This window comes from Streptomyces deserti (assembly GCF_054782695.1).
The window spans coordinates 42,624-57,355 of sequence record NZ_BAAGRZ010000038.1; the positions used below are offsets into that span (position 1 = coordinate 42,624).

15 protein-coding genes and 1 pseudogene are annotated in these 14,732 nt (G+C 72.2%); 10 read left to right on the forward strand and 6 right to left on the reverse strand.

The genetic code is table 11. The annotated features are described in order from the left end of the window. Positions 1-66 precede the first annotated feature (66 nt). From ACYVMZ_RS35470 to dnaK, 5 genes and pseudogenes are all read left to right on the forward strand, one after another. A pseudogene (locus tag ACYVMZ_RS35470) lies at positions 67-1,127 on the forward strand (ATP-binding protein). Then, on the forward strand, positions 1,124-2,914 hold the full coding sequence (locus ACYVMZ_RS35475; protein ID WP_461086991.1) for a vWA domain-containing protein: 1,791 nt from the start codon (positions 1,124-1,126) through the stop codon (positions 2,912-2,914). The pseudogene ACYVMZ_RS35470 and the gene ACYVMZ_RS35475 overlap by 4 nt, the downstream one beginning before the upstream one ends. 84 nt (positions 2,915-2,998) lie before the next feature. Beyond that, on the forward strand, positions 2,999-3,427 hold the full coding sequence (locus tag ACYVMZ_RS35480; protein ID WP_461086992.1) for an OsmC family peroxiredoxin: 429 nt from the start codon (positions 2,999-3,001) through the stop codon (positions 3,425-3,427). Between the two features lie 497 nt (positions 3,428-3,924). Then, positions 3,925-4,695, forward strand: coding sequence for a glycerophosphodiester phosphodiesterase family protein (locus tag ACYVMZ_RS35485; protein WP_461086993.1), 771 nt, complete (start codon positions 3,925-3,927; stop codon positions 4,693-4,695). An 84-nt stretch (positions 4,696-4,779) separates the two neighbouring features. Continuing rightward, positions 4,780-6,657: a molecular chaperone DnaK gene (gene dnaK, locus ACYVMZ_RS35490; protein WP_461086994.1), complete on the forward strand. Its 1,878-nt coding sequence runs from the start codon at positions 4,780-4,782 to the stop codon at positions 6,655-6,657. A 176-nt stretch (positions 6,658-6,833) separates the two neighbouring features. On the opposite strand, the gene ACYVMZ_RS35495 is transcribed toward dnaK, so the two are convergent. The 3 genes from ACYVMZ_RS35495 to ACYVMZ_RS35505 form a co-directional block, all read right to left on the reverse strand. Further along, complete coding sequence (locus ACYVMZ_RS35495) at positions 6,834-7,331, reverse strand: nitrate reductase molybdenum cofactor assembly chaperone (protein ID WP_461086995.1); 498 nt, start codon at positions 7,329-7,331, stop codon at positions 6,834-6,836. Between the two features lie 215 nt (positions 7,332-7,546). Beyond that, positions 7,547-8,362 carry an SAM-dependent methyltransferase gene (locus tag ACYVMZ_RS35500; RefSeq protein ID WP_461086996.1) on the reverse strand — a complete coding sequence of 272 codons (816 nt, stop codon included), beginning with the start codon at positions 8,360-8,362 and terminating at the stop codon, positions 7,547-7,549. 142 nt (positions 8,363-8,504) lie between these two features. After that, positions 8,505-9,368 carry a helix-turn-helix domain-containing protein gene (locus ACYVMZ_RS35505; protein ID WP_461086997.1) on the reverse strand — a complete coding sequence of 288 codons (864 nt, stop codon included), beginning with the start codon at positions 9,366-9,368 and terminating at the stop codon, positions 8,505-8,507. A gap of 388 nt (positions 9,369-9,756) precedes the next feature. On the opposite strand from ACYVMZ_RS35505, the gene ACYVMZ_RS35510 reads away from it, so the two are divergent. Then, positions 9,757-10,182, forward strand: a complete 426-nt coding sequence (locus ACYVMZ_RS35510) for a hypothetical protein (protein ID WP_461086998.1) — start codon at positions 9,757-9,759, stop codon at positions 10,180-10,182. Here the strand turns inward: ACYVMZ_RS35510 and ACYVMZ_RS35515 are convergent. After that, positions 10,164-10,985 (reverse strand): helix-turn-helix domain-containing protein, encoded by an 822-nt coding sequence (locus tag ACYVMZ_RS35515; protein ID WP_461086999.1) that lies wholly within the window; start codon positions 10,983-10,985, stop codon positions 10,164-10,166. The genes ACYVMZ_RS35510 and ACYVMZ_RS35515 overlap by 19 nt on opposite strands. A 127-nt stretch (positions 10,986-11,112) precedes the next feature. On the opposite strand from ACYVMZ_RS35515, the gene ACYVMZ_RS35520 reads away from it, so the two are divergent. Beyond that, positions 11,113-11,418, forward strand: coding sequence for a 4a-hydroxytetrahydrobiopterin dehydratase (locus ACYVMZ_RS35520; protein WP_461087000.1), 306 nt, complete (start codon positions 11,113-11,115; stop codon positions 11,416-11,418). A 5-nt stretch (positions 11,419-11,423) separates the two neighbouring features. Continuing rightward, complete coding sequence (locus tag ACYVMZ_RS35525) at positions 11,424-12,194, forward strand: class I SAM-dependent methyltransferase (protein WP_461087001.1); 771 nt, start codon at positions 11,424-11,426, stop codon at positions 12,192-12,194. Here the strand turns inward: ACYVMZ_RS35525 and ACYVMZ_RS35530 are convergent. Further along, entirely contained in the window at positions 12,142-12,639 is a 498-nt protein-coding gene (locus tag ACYVMZ_RS35530) for a hypothetical protein (protein ID WP_461087002.1), read from the reverse strand. The two genes, ACYVMZ_RS35525 and ACYVMZ_RS35530, sit on opposite strands and share 53 nt — an antisense overlap. Further along, entirely contained in the window at positions 12,636-13,115 is a 480-nt protein-coding gene (locus ACYVMZ_RS35535) for a hypothetical protein (protein ID WP_461087003.1), read from the reverse strand. The genes ACYVMZ_RS35530 and ACYVMZ_RS35535 overlap by 4 nt, the downstream gene beginning before the upstream one ends. A gap of 39 nt (positions 13,116-13,154) precedes the next feature. Between ACYVMZ_RS35535 and ACYVMZ_RS35540 the strand changes: the two genes are divergently transcribed. Continuing rightward, the gene (locus ACYVMZ_RS35540) at positions 13,155-14,123 is read left to right on the forward strand and encodes a helix-turn-helix transcriptional regulator (RefSeq protein ID WP_461087004.1); all 969 of its coding nucleotides are present in this window, start codon (positions 13,155-13,157) and stop codon (positions 14,121-14,123) included. 38 nt (positions 14,124-14,161) lie between these two features. Then, positions 14,162-14,732: rhamnogalacturonan endolyase family protein (locus tag ACYVMZ_RS35545; protein WP_461087005.1), on the forward strand; the 571-nt coding region annotated here is incomplete at its 3' end.

The window sequence follows — 14,732 nt, forward strand, 5'->3', positions numbered from 1 at the left end:
GTTCGGGGCCGTACGCACACACTGGTCGGGCACATCCTTCCCGAACCACCGCAAGGAGCCCCTGCGTTGCAGGCCGCCGTCACCGTCACTCCCGCCCGCGTCCCGGAGCTGCTGCTCGGTCTCGCGACCGTCCGGCCGGTCTTCCTCTGGGGCGCCCCCGGCATCGGGAAGTCCTCCCTGGTACGGGAGTTCGCCGAGTCGCTGGGACTGGAGTGCGTGAGCCTGCTGGGCACCCAGCTCGCCCCGGAGGACCTGATCGGCGTCCCGCAGATCCGCGACGGGCGGTCCGTGTTCTGCCCGCCGGAGGCCATCGCCCGTGACGAGCCGTACTGCCTGTTCCTGGACGAGCTGAACGCGGCCACACCGGATGTGCAGAAGGCGTTCTACTCGCTGATCCTGGACCGCCGTATCGGCACCTACGAGCTGCCCGAGGGCTCGATCGTCATCGGCGCCGGGAACCGCGCCACCGACAACGCCCTCGCCCGCCCGATCGCCTCCGCGCTCGTCAACCGCCTCACCCACGTGCACCTGGAGGCCTCCCCCAAGGACTGGCTGACCTGGGCCGCGAACAACGGCATCCACCCGTGGATCCTGGACCACCTCACCGACCGGCCCGACCACCTGTGGTCCAAGCCGCCGAAGACCGAGGAGCCGTTCTCCACGCCCCGCTCCTGGCACATGCTCTCCGACGCGCTGCACTCCTTCGGGCAGGGCCTCGACGAGGAGACCCTGAAGGTCCTCGCCCACGGCACGCTCACGCCGGCGCACGCGACGGCCTTCTGCGGCTACGTCAAGATCGTCCGTAGCCGGTACGGCATCGAGGCCATCCTCAAGGGAGACGCCCGCTGGCCGCACCGCCTTCAGGACCGCGACCTGCTGTACTACCTCGCCGAGTCCTTCCGCGGCGGCTCATCAAGGAACTGCCCGCCTCCAAGGAGCACATGTCGGCGAGCGGCCGGCAGACCGCGTACCGCGCCAAGTCGCTGCTCGTGCAGCTCGCCGAGATCTCCGTCGAGGTCGCCCAGAGCGTCATCGCCTCCGACGCCGACGGCAACCCGGTACTGCCCGCCTGGTTCCTCATCGAGGCGGCCCGCGACATGCCCCGCCTGGTGGAGGCCCGGCGGTGAGCCGCGCCCGGAAGAAGAAGCCGGACCCCGCGACGGAGGCGTGCGCCGACGGCCTGCGGATGGTGTGGGCCAACCCCGCGCTGGCGGCGCTGGAGGCCACGACCTGCCGCTCCGAGGACTGCGACGCAGGACCCCGGCACGGACTGGTCCGCATCGATTCCAACGGCCGCCTCCACCTGCACGCCACCCGCCTCGCGGCACCCGCCCAGTGGGCGTGGGCCGTCGCCCACGCCCTCATCCACCTCGGCTTCGGCCACGTCCCCGCGGCGGCCGGCCCCCGCGTACAGCCCGACCGGTACGACCTCGCCGCCCGCTGCGTCGTCGTCAACCGCTTCCTGCAGACCCTCCCGGTCGGCAGCCCCCCGGACGACCTGCCCGCGTCCTACCCCGACGGCGACGAGGAGCAGCTCGCCGCCCGCTGGCGCCGGGACGGCATCCCGGCCGCCTACGAGCGCTGCGGCACGGCGGGCGGCGAACCCGATCAGCTGCTCGTGCCGTGGGCCCGCTGGAGCGGGCAGATCCCCGACTGGCAGCTGTCGTTCGCGCACGCCCTGACCCGCACCATGTCCACCGCCCTGGACATGGCCGGTGGCCGCCGCGACTCCATGTCCGGCGAACCCACCCGGCTGCGCCCCTGGGAGCGGGCCCTGAGCTGGTTCGTCTCCTCCTACCCCCTGCTCGGCGGCATCGCGGTCGGCATCACCCTGGTCGCCGACGCCGAACTGGCCCGCGCCCACGGCATCTCCGTCGCCGCCGTCAACGCGGAGGCGGGCGAGATCTACATCAACCCCGTCCGCCAGTTCGAGGACGAGGAGTGGCGGTTCATCCTCGCCCACGAGATGCTGCACGCCGCCCTGCGCCACGGCGACCGCTGCGGTACCCGCGACCCGTACCTGTTCAACATCGCCTGCGACTACGTCATCAACGGCTGGCTGCGCGAGATGCAGGTCGGCACCATGCCCGACGGGCTGCTGTACGACCCGGAGCTCGCCGGCCTGTCCGCGGAGGAGGTCTACGACCGCATCGCCGGCGACCTGCGCCGCATGCGGCGCCTTGCCACCCTGCGCGGCAAGGGCGCCGGCGACATCCTCGGCGGCCCGCTCGGCAGCCCCCGCGACCACGTCGACCTCGACGGGTTCTACCGCCGCGGCCTCGCCCACGGCCTGGACCTGCACCAGCGGCAGGAGCGCGGCTTCCTGCCCGGCGGCCTGGTCGAGGAGATCCGCGCGCTCAGCCATCCCCCGCTGCCGTGGGACGCCCGGCTGGCCCGCTGGTTCGACGAGTTCGTGCCCCGCCCCGAGCCCGTACGGTCGTACGCCCGCCCCTCGCGCCGCCAGGCCGCCACCCCCGGCATTCCGCGCGCCGGGCGGTACTTCCCGCCCGAGGAGGTCGCCCGCTGCACCTTCGGCGTGGTCCTGGACACCTCCGGCTCCGTGAACCGGGGCCTGCTCGGCAAGGCGCTCGGCGCCATCGCCTCCTACGCCGAGGCCCGCGACGTACCCGCCGCCCGGGTCGTGTTCTGCGACGCGGCCCCGCACGACGCGGGCTATCTGCCGGTCACGGAGATCGCCGGGAAGGTCCGCGTCCACGGACGCGGCGGCACGGTGCTCCAGCCCGGTATCGACCTGCTGCACCGCGCCGGCGACTTCCCTCCGGGCGCGCCGCTCCTCGTCATCACCGACGGCTGGTGCGACGTGCTGCGGGTGCGGCGCGAGCACGCCTATCTGATCCCGCGGGGCGCGTGGCTGCCGTTCACCGCGAGAGGACCCGTCTTCCGGGTGAGCTGAGCCGGAGTGTGATCGGATGGGGGCCAGGAACCCGGACACGGGAACCGATGACCACGTACAGCCGGAAATCCGAAAGGATGCGTCATGGCAGCCACGCGCTCCGCACACACCGTTTGGGAAGGCAACCTGTTCAAGGGCAGCGGCGTCGTCACCTTCGACTCCTCCGGCATCCTCGCCGAGCAGCCGGTGACCTGGGCGGCACGCACCGAGGAGGCGAACGGCAAGACCAGCCCGGAGGAGCTGATCGCTGCCGCCCACGCCAGCTGCTTCTCCATGGCCTTCTCCAACATCCTCGACAAGGCGGGCAACCCGCCGGCCAGGCTGACGACCTCCGCCGACGTCACCTTCCAGCCCGGTGAGGGCATCACCGGCATCCACATCACCGTCGAGGGCACCGTGCCCGGCATGGACGAGGCCGCCTTCCTCGCCGCCGCCGAGGACGCCAAGGTCAACTGCCCGGTCAGCCAGGCCCTCAAGGCCGTACCGATCACGCTGACGGCGAAGCTCGCCTGACGACCGGCCCGTCACCCGCCACGTCGCGCAGGCCGCCCATCCCCCCGGGCGGCCTGCGCGATGTCGTCGGCCCCAGGGCACGGGTATGCCCGGGACCGGGACGAAGCTCTCCGTCGGCATCGGTCGGGCGACGGGCGGGCGACGGGCGGCAGCGCTGCCGCCGGCGGCGCTCGCCGAACGGCTCGCCCCGCCCCGCCCGCTCGCCTTCGGCCGCGCGTACGTGCCCCACTCGGCTTTCTCTGCGGCCGGTTGCGGCAGCGGCCGCCGCAGGCCACGGACGACGCCCGCCGTGCCGCTCATCTCCCGCCTCTCGGCGGGCGTCGACGAGCTCCCGCTCGATCCGGCCTTCGGCGTCGAGGCCCACGGCGGCAGCCTGCTGATCGCCGCCCGCATGGTCGAGCGCCTCACCTCGTCACCGACCACCGACGCCCGCTCCGCCGCCCGGCGACGACCCCGTTCCCGTGCCCGCACCACGCCCTTCCTCCGGGAGTTGACCCATGACGCGACCCGCCGTGTCCGCCCACCAGGGAGGAGCAGAACGCGTTCGCCCCGCCACCTGGAAGGCGTACGAGGACGCCCTGCACTCCGGCGCGGAGTACGTCGAGTTCGACGTCCGGCGCACCGCGGACGGCGTCCTCGTCGTCCACCACGACCCGCGCGTCCGGCACACCGGGCCACTGCTGTCCACGCTCACCTACGCCGAACTGTGCGAGCACGCCGGATACCCCGTGGCCGTCGTCGACGAGGTCATGGAGCTGATCGCCGGGAAGCTGCTGGGCCACCTGGACCTGAAGGAGGCCGGGTACGAGCGGGACGTGATCGACCGCGCGATCGCCCTGCTCGGCGTCGACGGCTTCGTCGCCACGAGCCTGGAGGACCGTTCCGTCGCCGCGGTCACCCGGGCCTTCCCGGGCGTGCGCACCGCGCTGTCCCTGGGCCGGGACCGCAGGGAGCTGGGGCCGGCCCGGCTGCCGGGGACCCGGCTGAGCGAGCTGCTGCCCATGCGCCGGGTCCGCGCCTGCGGCGCCCACGGGGTGGCCGTGCACCATCGGCTCGCGCGCGCCACCGTGCTGCGCGAGGCCGCCCGCGGCGGCCTGTTCACCCTGGTGTGGACCGTCAACGACGACGCGCTGATGCGGGCCTTCCTCACCGACGACCGCGTGGACGTGCTCGTCACCGACCGCCCCCGGCGCGCCGTGGACCTGCGCGGGCAGCCACCGGACCCGCGCGCCCCTTCCATGCGCCCCCTCGGACACCCCTCTCGTTGACAAGAACCCACTCAAGGGATTGACAACGGGCCACTCAAGTTTTGTGCTGGAGTTCCGGAGGTGCCCTGGCGGAAGGGGACAGCGATGGGACGTGCGGTCGGAATCGATCTCGGGACGACGAACTCGGTGGTGGCCGTGCTGGAGGGCGGTGAGCCCACCGTCATCGCCAACGCGGAGGGCCAGCGGACCACTCCCTCGGTCGTGGCGTTCGCGAAGAACGGCGAGGTGCTGGTCGGTGAGGTGGCGAAACGGCAGGCCGTGACGAACGTGGAGCGCACTGCCCGCTCGGTCAAACGCCACATGGGCGACGCACCCTGGCGCTTCCCGGACCAGGGCTCCATCGACGGCAGGCGGTACACCGCGCAGGAGATCTCCGCGCGTGTGCTGCAGAAGCTGAAGCGGGACGCGGAGGCGTATCTGGGCGAGGACGTCACGGATGCCGTGATCACCGTGCCCGCCTACTTCGACGACGCCCAGCGGCAGGCGACCAAGGAGGCCGGTGAGATCGCGGGCCTGAAGGTCCTGCGGATCATCAACGAGCCGACGGCGGCGGCGCTGGCGTACGGGCTGGACAAGGAGAACGACCAGACGGTCCTCGTCTTCGACCTGGGCGGCGGCACCTTCGACGTCTCCCTGCTGGAGATGGGCGAGGGCGTCATCGAGGTGAAGGCCACCAACGGTGACACCCACCTCGGCGGTGACGACTGGGACCAGCGGATCGTCGACCACCTCGTCAAGCGCTTCAAGGGGCAGTACGGCATCGATCTCGGGACCGACAAGATGGCCGTGCAGCGGCTGCGCGAGGGCGCCGAGAAGGCCAAGATCGAGTTGTCCTCGTCGACCGAGACCACGATCAACCTGCCCTACATCACGGCCTCCGCCGAAGGGCCCCTCCACCTCGACGAGAAGCTGACCCGCGCCCAGTTCCAGGAGCTCACCGCCGACCTCCTCGACCGCTGCACGAAGCCCTTCCACCAGGCGGTCCGGGACGCCGGCATCGAGCTCTCCGTGGTCGACCACGTGATCCTCGTCGGCGGATCCACCCGCATGCCCGCCGTCACCGACCTGGTGAAGGACCTCACCGGCAAGGACCCGCACAAGGGCGTCAACCCGGACGAGGTCGTGGCCGTCGGCGCCGCACTCCAGGCGGGCGTCCTGCGCGGCGACGTCAAGGACGTGCTGCTGCTCGACGTCACCCCGCTGTCCCTGGGCATCGAGACCAAGGGCGGCATCATGACCAAGCTCATCGAACGCAACACGACCATCCCGACCCGGCGTTCGGAGATCTTCACGACGGCCACCGACAACCAGCCCTCGGTCGGCATCCAGGTCTACCAGGGCGAACGCGAGATCGCCGCCTACAACAAGAAGCTGGGCGTCTTCGACCTCACCGGCCTGCCGCCCGCACCGCGCGGCGTCCCGCAGATCGAGGTGGCGTTCGACATCGACGCCAACGGCATCATGCACGTCTCCGCGAAGGACCTGGCGACCGGCCGCGAGCAGAAGATGACCGTCACCGGCGGCTCGGCCCTGCCGAAGGACGACATCGACCGCATGATGCGGGACGCCGAGCAGTACGCGGAGGAGGACCGCAGGCGCCGCGAGGCCGCCGAGACCCGCAACCAGGCCGAGCAACTCGTCTACCAGACCGAGAAGTTCGTCCGGGACAACGGCGACAAGGTCCCGGCCGACACCAGGTCGGAGGTCGAGGCCGCCGTCGCCGAGCTGAAGAACCAGCTGGAGCAGCAGGCCGACACGGCCGCACTGCGCGCAGGCATCGAGAAACTCGCCTCCGTCAGCCAGAAGATGGGCCAGGCGATGTACGCCCAGGCCCAGACCCAGCAGCCCCCCACCGAAGAGGCCTCCGCCTCCTCGCCCCCGCAGGACGAGGAGAGTGTGGTCGACGCGGAGATCGTCGACGAGGAGAAGGACGACAAGGGCTCGAAGGGCGGGGCGGCCTAGGCCGCCCTTCGTCAAACTCCCGTCGTCCGCCTGGAGGACGGGCTTTGCGGCGTCAGGTGCGTGCTTTCGGCGTGCCGGGCCCTGGCCCACGTACTGGATGTACTTGGGCCGGGCCCCCGGTGCGGTGAGAGTGCGTGCATGGCGTCGCGGAGCAGGCGGGAGTTCGACGACAGGGCCTAGCGTCCGGGCGGGGCCGCCCGGGGTTCCGTGCGTACGGCCGGCAGAGTCGCGCACACCGCGTCGAGGACGGACGCGTACGGTGTGCCGATGCCGACGAGCCGGGAGTGCAGGCGCTCCAGGCCGTCGCGGTGCTCGGTCAGCAGGTCGGTGTCGCCGGTGCGGGCCGCCAACTCCAGCACCGCGGGCAGGAAGTCGGGCGGCTCCTCCCCGGTGAACTCCAGGCCGTGGGCCCGGTACGGCTCCCTGAACGAGGCCTGCGGCCGCGAGTCGCCGCCGCGCCACGCGCTCAGGTACAGGCTTGGGCCGTTGTCCGCTGCGAAGACCTCCCCATAGTGCGCGGCCAGCTCCCCGGCCGGGGTGACGGCCGCGTGATCGGTGAACTCCCGCAGCTGCGGGGCGGCTTCGCGCAGCAGCGGCAGCCGGGCGCGGAAGTCCTCGCCGGGGTACATCAGACACAGCGCGGCCGCCTGGTACAGCACTTCGAAGCCGGGCATCGGGCCTCCTTCGCGTGCGCTCCCCTGCCTCGCCTCCGCTCCGACGCTAGGGGCGGACAGCGGAGCGCACCCGCCGACGGGGCCCGTACGGGTCAGTGGGCCGCCACCGGCCCGTACGGTCAGGGGTCTTGCGGGCCCCTCGTACGGTCAGGGGCCCCTCGTACGGTGAGGCCTCGTGAGCCCCCCCGTACGGTCAGGACGGGCCCCTCGTGCGGTCAGGGTTTGCGGGCCACACCCGCGTACACCGGGACGATGCCCTCCGCCTGGGCCGCCACGTCCTCGGCCTCCGGCCGCCACCCGTGGACCGGGATCACACCGGGACCCAGCAGCTCCAGCCCCTCGAAGAAGCGGGAGAACCCGGCGAGCGAGCGCGGGTGGAAGGGGGTGCCGCTGCGCCGGAAGTGGTTCGCGGCCTGCTCGATCGCCTCCGGGCTGAGGTCCGGGGTGACCTGGGACAGGATCAGGCAACTGCCGGGAGCGAGCGCGGCGACGTACCTCTTCAGCAGGCCGTACACGTCGTCGCCGTCGGGGTCGTCGCCCAGGTAGTGGGTCAGCGCGACCAGCGACAGCGCGACGGGCTTCCCGAAGTCCAGCACCTCGCCGGCCCGGCGCAGCAGGATGTCGATGTCGCGGACGTCGGCGTGCACGTAATCGGTGCTGCCCTCGGCGGTGCCGTGCAACAGCGCCTCGGCGTGCCTGAGGACGATCGGATCGTTGTCCGCGTACACGACCTTGGACTCCGGGGCGACCGTCTGCGCCACCTGGTGCAGGTTCGGTTCAGTCGGGATGCCCGTGCCGATGTCCAGGAACTGGCGAATCCCGGCCTCGGCGGCGGTGCGCACGGCCCGGTGCATGAACCGGCGGTTGGCGCGCGCCCCGCGCAGCACGGTGCTGTCCACGGCGAGGATCTTCCGCGCCAGCTCCTCGTCCACCGGGTAGTTGTCCTTGCCGCCCAGCCACCAGTCGTAGACCCGGGCGGGATGCGGCCGGCTGGTGTCGATGCCGGCGGACACGGCGTCGGATCCGGTCATGCGCTGTCTTGTCCTCGAAGTTCGCTGTACGGGGCGAGGAACGGGTGTTCGCCCGGGAAAGGGGACGGCTGGTCGCCCAGGACGAGAACGGTCGGGTCGTCGGGAAGACGCCGCCCACGGCCCGGAGGTTGCCGCACACGCCTCAGAAGGTTTCGCGGTACTCCCGCAGGAGCTTCTCCGTGCGCTGGGTGGAGGCGGCGCGTGCCGTCATGTGATCCAGGACCTCCAGGTGCGCCGAGACCTCCCTGCGGGAGTCCAGGTACAGCGCTCCCGTCAGGTACTCCGTGAAGACCATGTCGGGCAGCTCCGGCTCGGCGAACCGGAACAGCGAGAACGGCGCGTACGTCCCCGGATGCGGGCCGTCCCGGAACTCGGCGACCTGGAGCGTGACGCGGTCACGCGCCGCGTACTCCAGCAGCTTGTCGAGCTGGTCACGCATGACCTGACCGTCCACGCTCACCGGGCGGCGCAGGACCGTCTCATCCATGATCACCCACAGGTGGGGCGGATTCGGGCGCTCCAGCAGCCGCTGCCGCTCCATGCGCAGCGACACATGCCGCTCGACCGTCTCCGGGCCCGCGGTGCCGATCGTCCCGGCCTCCATGACGGCTCGCGCGTAGTCCTCGGTCTGCAGCAGGCCGGGCACGAAGTGCGGCTCGTACGAGCGGATGATCCGGGCGGCACCCTCCAGGCTCACGTACAGGCTGAACCAGTCCGGCAGCACGTCGTGGTACCGCTGCCACCAGCCCGGCCGGTTCGCCTCCTCGGCGAGGTCGACGAACGCGGCGACCTCGTCGTCGGGCACCCCGTACGCGGTCAGCAGGATCTGCACGTACGGGATCTTCAGCGCGACCTCGGCCGTCTCCATCCGCCTGACCGTCGCGGGGGCGACCCTGAGGACCCGGGCGGCCTCCTCACGCCCGAGGCCCGCCGCCTCCCTCAGCTCCTGCAGCCGCTTTCCCAGCACCACCTGGCCCACAGTGGGCGCGGCCCGCCGATCACTCACGCCACGCCTCCCCAACGCGCCGAAGCATGCGATCAGTCTGTCATGTTCCGCCGACAGTCTCACGGGGTGGGAGGGAAGGAACCAGTCCCGCGGGCCCTGCGTGACGGTCGAGGAGCCGCTCGGCGCACGGAAGGGTTGTTTTGCGCGCCCTGCACGTTGCGGGGCCGCCCCCTGTCACCGCTGACGGCCCAGATCCGGCCGACCACGTGCCCCCACGGCATTACCTACGGCATTACCCCTTGGGTAATCGACCCGGCCCAGGCCCGGACGGGATCGTGGAGCCATCGGGTTCCGGGCCGGCGCACTCCGGCCCGGGATCCGGTTCCCGCTCTCGTGCCCCGGCCCCAAGGCCGACGCCGAACCCGAACCCGACGGAGGGTGATTCACCATGTCCGCGACCCAGCTTGCCGCGCTCGCCCGTACCTCCGAGCCGCAGTCGATGCTGCGCCGCTTCCTGGCGCTGGACGCGGTGGTGACCGGCGCCAACGCGCTCGCCTACCTCGCCCTCTCCGGCCCGCTCGGACGGCTCTTCGACGTCGACGGCACCCTGTTGCTCGAACTCGGCGTGTTCCTCGCGGTGTTCGCGGCGGGTGTGGGCCTGCTGGCCTCGCGGCGCCGGCCGTCGGCGCTCGGTGTGCGCGTCGTCGTCGAGTCCAACCTCGCCTGGGCGGCGGTGAGTTGTGTCGCCCTCGCGCTGTGGCTCACGCCGAGCACGGCGGGTGCGGTCTGGACGGTGCTCCAGGCGCTGACCGTGGCAGGGTTCGCGGTCCTCCAGTACACGGCCCTGAGGGCCCGTCAGGCCATGAGCGACTGAAGGTACTTCACCGTCGCCGGGTCGGCCGGGAGCAACGTCTCGATGGCCAGCTCGGCGACGGTCACGTCCATCGGCGTGTTGAAGGTGGAGATCGAGGAGATGAAGGACAGCGTCCGGCCCTCGTGCTCGATATGCATCGGCAGCGCGAAGTACGGCACCGGATCGGCGGGTTCGTCCGCCTGCCCGGGCCCCGCCTCCGGCACGGGGTACGCCGCCACCTCCTCGTACAGCGCGCGCAGCGGCGCCGAGCGGTGCAGCGCGATCTGCCGCTCCATCTGTGCCAGCAGGTGGCCGCGCCACTCGCGCAGGTTGCGGATGCGGGGCGCCAGGCCCCGCGGGTGCAGGGTGAGTCGCATCGCGTTCAGCGGCGGCGTGAGCAGCTGCTCCGGGATCCCGTCGAGCAGCATCATGACGCCCCGGTTGGCCGCCACGACGTTGTACGTGGCGTCCACGACCAGCGCCGGATAGGGCTCGTAGCCGCTGATCAGCCGCTCGATGCCCTCGCGCAGCGCGCCCAGCGCCGGATCGTCCAGCGGGGTCTCCGGGTAGCGCGGGGCGTAACCGGCCGCGAGCAGCAGCGCGTTGCGCTCCCGGACGGGCACGTCCAGGTGCTCGGCCAGCCGCAGCACCATCTCCTCGCTCGGTCGGGAACGGCCCGTCTCGATGAAGCTGATGTGCCGGGCGGAGGAGTCGGCGCGCAGCGCCAGCTCCAGCTGACTGACCCGGCGCCGCTCCCGCCAGGCCCGCAGCAGCGGGCCCACACCCTGGGCGGTGGAGACGGCGGAGGAGGCGGGAGTGGTCATGCCAGGACCGTAGTCGAGAAGTGGCCGAACCGGGGAGGCGCCGTCCCTGCCCAGGGCCTCGACGCGCCCGCTGTGGCACGCTGAAGGAGCACCCGCGCCAGGTCGCACGAGGGAAGGAGCGCAGCCCATGCCCGTCGAACCGCTGTCCCACAAGGAGATCGAGGACCGGCTGGCCGAGCTGCCGGGCTGGTCGCTCGACGGGGACCGCCTCACCCGCTCCTACCGGCTCGGCTCGCACTTCGCGGCGACCGCGATGGTCGTGCACATCGCCCAGGTCCAGGAGGAGCTCGACCACCACTCCGACCTCACCCTCGGCTACAACACCGTCTCCCTGTCCGTGCACACGCACAGCGCGGGCGGCGCCGTCACGGAGAAGGATTTCGAGCTCGCCCGCAGGGTGGAGGACCTGGCCCCGGGACACGGGGCACACTGAGGCGCGTGCTGGACTACGACAAGGAAGCGGAGCGCTACGACGCCTCGCGCGGCGGCGAGCCCCGGGCCGCGGCCGCCGCCGAGGCCGTGCTGAGCCTGGTGCCGCAAGGCGCGCGCAGCCTGCTGGACGTCGGCTGCGGCACCGGCATCGTGACCCGGCGGCTCGTGGCCGGGCGGGACGGCGTGCGGGTGACCGGCGTCGACCTCGCCCCCGCCATGACCCGGCAGGCCGCCGCCCGTCTGCCCGGTGCCGTGCTGCGCGCCGACAGCCGGTGTCTGCCCTTCCGGGACGCGGAGTTCGACGCCGTCAGCAGCGTGTGGCTGCTGCACCTCGCGGGCAGCCCCGAGGACGTGCGGACCATCGTCGGCGAGTGCGCCCGGGTACTGCGGCCCGGCGGGGTCTACGTCACCACGGTCGACAAGGGCCTGTCCCACAACGTCGGCAGTGACATCGATGTCGTCCTCGCCTCCCGGCCGCCGAGCCCGGTCCGGGACGCCGCGGCGGCCGTCGAGTCGTACGCCCGTGACCACGGCCTGGTCCCGGCCGGGCAGGCCCGCTTCCGGGGACACGGGCAGGGCCGCAGCCCGCGCCGCACGATCGCTGACCTGCGGCGCGGCTGGTTCATGACGCTGCCGCCCGATGGCCCGCTCGCCGACCGGTTCGCCGCGCGGCTCGCCGAACTGCCCGACCAGGACCGGCCCCGCCCCGACCCCGTCTTCACGCTCAGGGCGTTCCGGAAGCCGGTGGATCCCCGGCCGGGCCGTCAGGGCGCGTGAACTCCATGATCCAGTTGGTCAGCCAGGTGTCCCCGCCGTCGACGGAGAACGCCTGCTCCCAGCGGGCGAAGGTGTCCGTCGTCCCCGACCACACGAACCGCACCCGTACGTCCTTCCCGTCGTGGGTGTCGTCGCCGTGGAACTCGCCCCGGCCGTTCTCGAACCGGCCGACGACCGGCGGGAACAGCGTGCCGGTGCGGCTGGAGGCCCAGTTCAGCGACCATTCCTCGGCGACGGGATCGAACAGCCGCAGCGTCAGGCCCTTCGTTCCCAGGTGCGGCATGTCCATCTCGTCGATGTTGGCGGCCCCGTCGAAGAGAGGCCAGCAGCGGCTGGTGGCCGGGAACTCCTCCCACGCGCTGTCCGGGTCGAGGAAGTCGGTGCGGCGGCGGTTGCGGACGTGCCACTCGCCGTGGAAGAAGTCGAAGTCGTGCGGGCTGCTCATGGGCGGTCTCCGGTGGTTCCTTCGGGCAGGGAGTCGGCCAGGTAGGCCGGGAGGTCGGGGGTGCCGGGGGCGAGCATGTGCCGCACCCAGGCGTCGCGTTCGTGCAGGATCGGCGGCAGCTCCCAGACGCATCCGATCCACGGAAGGCCGGGCGTGACGAAGTGGGTGGGATCGCGGTCCGGGCAGCCGAGGACCGGCTGGCCCGCCGCGGCCCCGCGGAAGTGCAGGACGTTGTCCCACACCCAGCTGTACGCGTTCAGGTAGGCGCTGCCGTCACCGCCCCGGTGCAGGACGACGAACGTCGCCGGGGGAGTGGCGTCCGGCTCCGGGAGAAGGGTCGGCAGGATCCTGTATGCAGCCTCCTGTATGTCGGGTGCGATATCCCCCGGGTCGGCGGTGACGTGGTAGCGCTTGACCCACCGGCCCGCCACCTCGACGGGAGGTGGCACGGTCGACAGTTTCTCCGTGAAAGCCATGCCGGGACGTTAGGAGCACTTCACTGACATCCTGTGGCAGTGAAGTCCAGCCGACTCGTCTCGATCCTCCTGCTGCTCCAGACCCGCGGCCGCATGACCGCCGCCCAGCTCGCCGAGGAACTGGAGGTGTCGGTGCGTACGGTCTACCGGGACGTGGAGGCACTCGGCGCCGCCGGGGTCCCGCTGTACGGCGACGCGGGGCACGCGGGCGGCTACCGCCTCCTCGACGGCTACCGCACCCGCCTCACCGGCCTCACCGCCGGCGAGGCCGAGGCCCTGTTCCTCGCCGGCGCGCCCGGCGCCGCCGCCCAGCTCGGCCTCGGCTCCGTCCTCGCCGCGGCCCAGCTCAAGGTGCGCGCCGCCCTGCCGGCGGAGCTGCGCACCCACGCCGACCGGATCAGCGGCCGTTTCCACCTCGACGCGCCCGGCTGGTACACGGACACCGACGACGCCCCGTACCTGCCCGCCGTCGCCGACGCGGTCTGGAACAACCGTGTGCTGGATGTCGTATACCGTCGCTGGCGCGAGCCCACCGACGTGGCGCGTCGCCTGGAGCCGTACGGGCTGGTCCTGAAAGCGGGCCGCTGGTACGTCGTCGCCGGACCCGGCCCGCGCACCTACCGCGTCGACCAGATCCTCGACCTCACGCCCCGCGAGGAGGAGTTCACCCGTCCGGACGGCTTCGATCTGGCCGCGTACTGGCGGGCGTACCAGCGCGACTTCCACGGGCGTCTGTACCGCGCCGAGGCGGTGGTACGGCTGGCTCCCGGCACGACGCTCACCGGGCCCGCGGGGGAGGCGGTGCGGCGCACCGGACGCATGGACGAGGACGGCTGGACGCGGGCCACGGTCCCCATCGAGTCCGTCGACCACGCCCACGCCGAGTTCCTGCGGCTCGGCACGGGCATCGAGGTGCTGGCCCCGGCCGCGCTGCGCGCGCGGATCGCCCGGACCGCCGCCGAACTCGCCGAGAGATACGGCAACCCCCGTGCCGCCGGCGGCGACTGAGAGGCGGAACCCGCCCGTCCTCCCAGGAGGTCCGTCACGTGAAGCACCCGCACAGGCACCGCAGACGCCGCGTCCTGCTCACGGCGCTCGTCGCCGCGGCGGCCCTGACCGGCGCCGGACTGACCACGCTCGTCACCGACACCGCCGAGGCCGCGACCGCTAGGCAGGTCGAGAAGCTCGACCGCGGCGTCGTCAGCGTCCACACCGGCAGCGGAAACCTGATCAGCTGGCGCTGGCTCGGCACCGACCCGGACAACGTGTCCTTCAACGTCTACCGGGCCGGAACGAAGGTCAACTCCACCCCCATCACCGGCTCCACGAACTACTTCCACTCCGGCGCCCCCTCGCACGCCGACTACACGGTCCGCGCGGTCGTCAACGGCGTGGAGCAGGGCGACTCGGTCCACGCCGTCCAGTTCCGCACCGGCTACAAGGACGTGCCGATCAGCCCGCCCGCCGGTGGGAGGACACCCGACGGGGTGTCGTACACCTACGAGGCCAATGACGCCTCCGTCGGTGATCTCGACGGTGACGGTGCCCTGGACATCGTCCTGAAGTGGCAGCCCACCAACGCCAAGGACAACTCTCAGTCCGGATACACCGGCAACA

Excerpts from the sequence above, each read along its gene's own strand:
- ACYVMZ_RS35480 (WP_461086992.1), top strand. The coding sequence starts at position 2,999 with ATGGCAGCCACGCGCTCCGCACACACCGTTTGGGAAGGCAACCTGTTC.
- ACYVMZ_RS35485 (WP_461086993.1), top strand. The coding sequence starts at position 3,925 with ATGACGCGACCCGCCGTGTCCGCCCACCAGGGAGGAGCAGAACGCGTT.
- dnaK (WP_461086994.1), top strand. The coding sequence starts at position 4,780 with ATGGGACGTGCGGTCGGAATCGATCTCGGGACGACGAACTCGGTGGTG.
- ACYVMZ_RS35495 (WP_461086995.1), bottom strand. The coding sequence starts at position 7,331 with ATGCCCGGCTTCGAAGTGCTGTACCAGGCGGCCGCGCTGTGTCTGATG.
- ACYVMZ_RS35500 (WP_461086996.1), bottom strand. The coding sequence starts at position 8,362 with ATGACCGGATCCGACGCCGTGTCCGCCGGCATCGACACCAGCCGGCCG.
- ACYVMZ_RS35510 (WP_461086998.1), top strand. The coding sequence starts at position 9,757 with ATGTCCGCGACCCAGCTTGCCGCGCTCGCCCGTACCTCCGAGCCGCAG.
- ACYVMZ_RS35515 (WP_461086999.1), bottom strand. The coding sequence starts at position 10,985 with ATGACCACTCCCGCCTCCTCCGCCGTCTCCACCGCCCAGGGTGTGGGC.
- ACYVMZ_RS35520 (WP_461087000.1), top strand. The coding sequence starts at position 11,113 with ATGCCCGTCGAACCGCTGTCCCACAAGGAGATCGAGGACCGGCTGGCC.
- ACYVMZ_RS35530 (WP_461087002.1), bottom strand. The coding sequence starts at position 12,639 with ATGAGCAGCCCGCACGACTTCGACTTCTTCCACGGCGAGTGGCACGTC.
- ACYVMZ_RS35535 (WP_461087003.1), bottom strand. The coding sequence starts at position 13,115 with ATGGCTTTCACGGAGAAACTGTCGACCGTGCCACCTCCCGTCGAGGTG.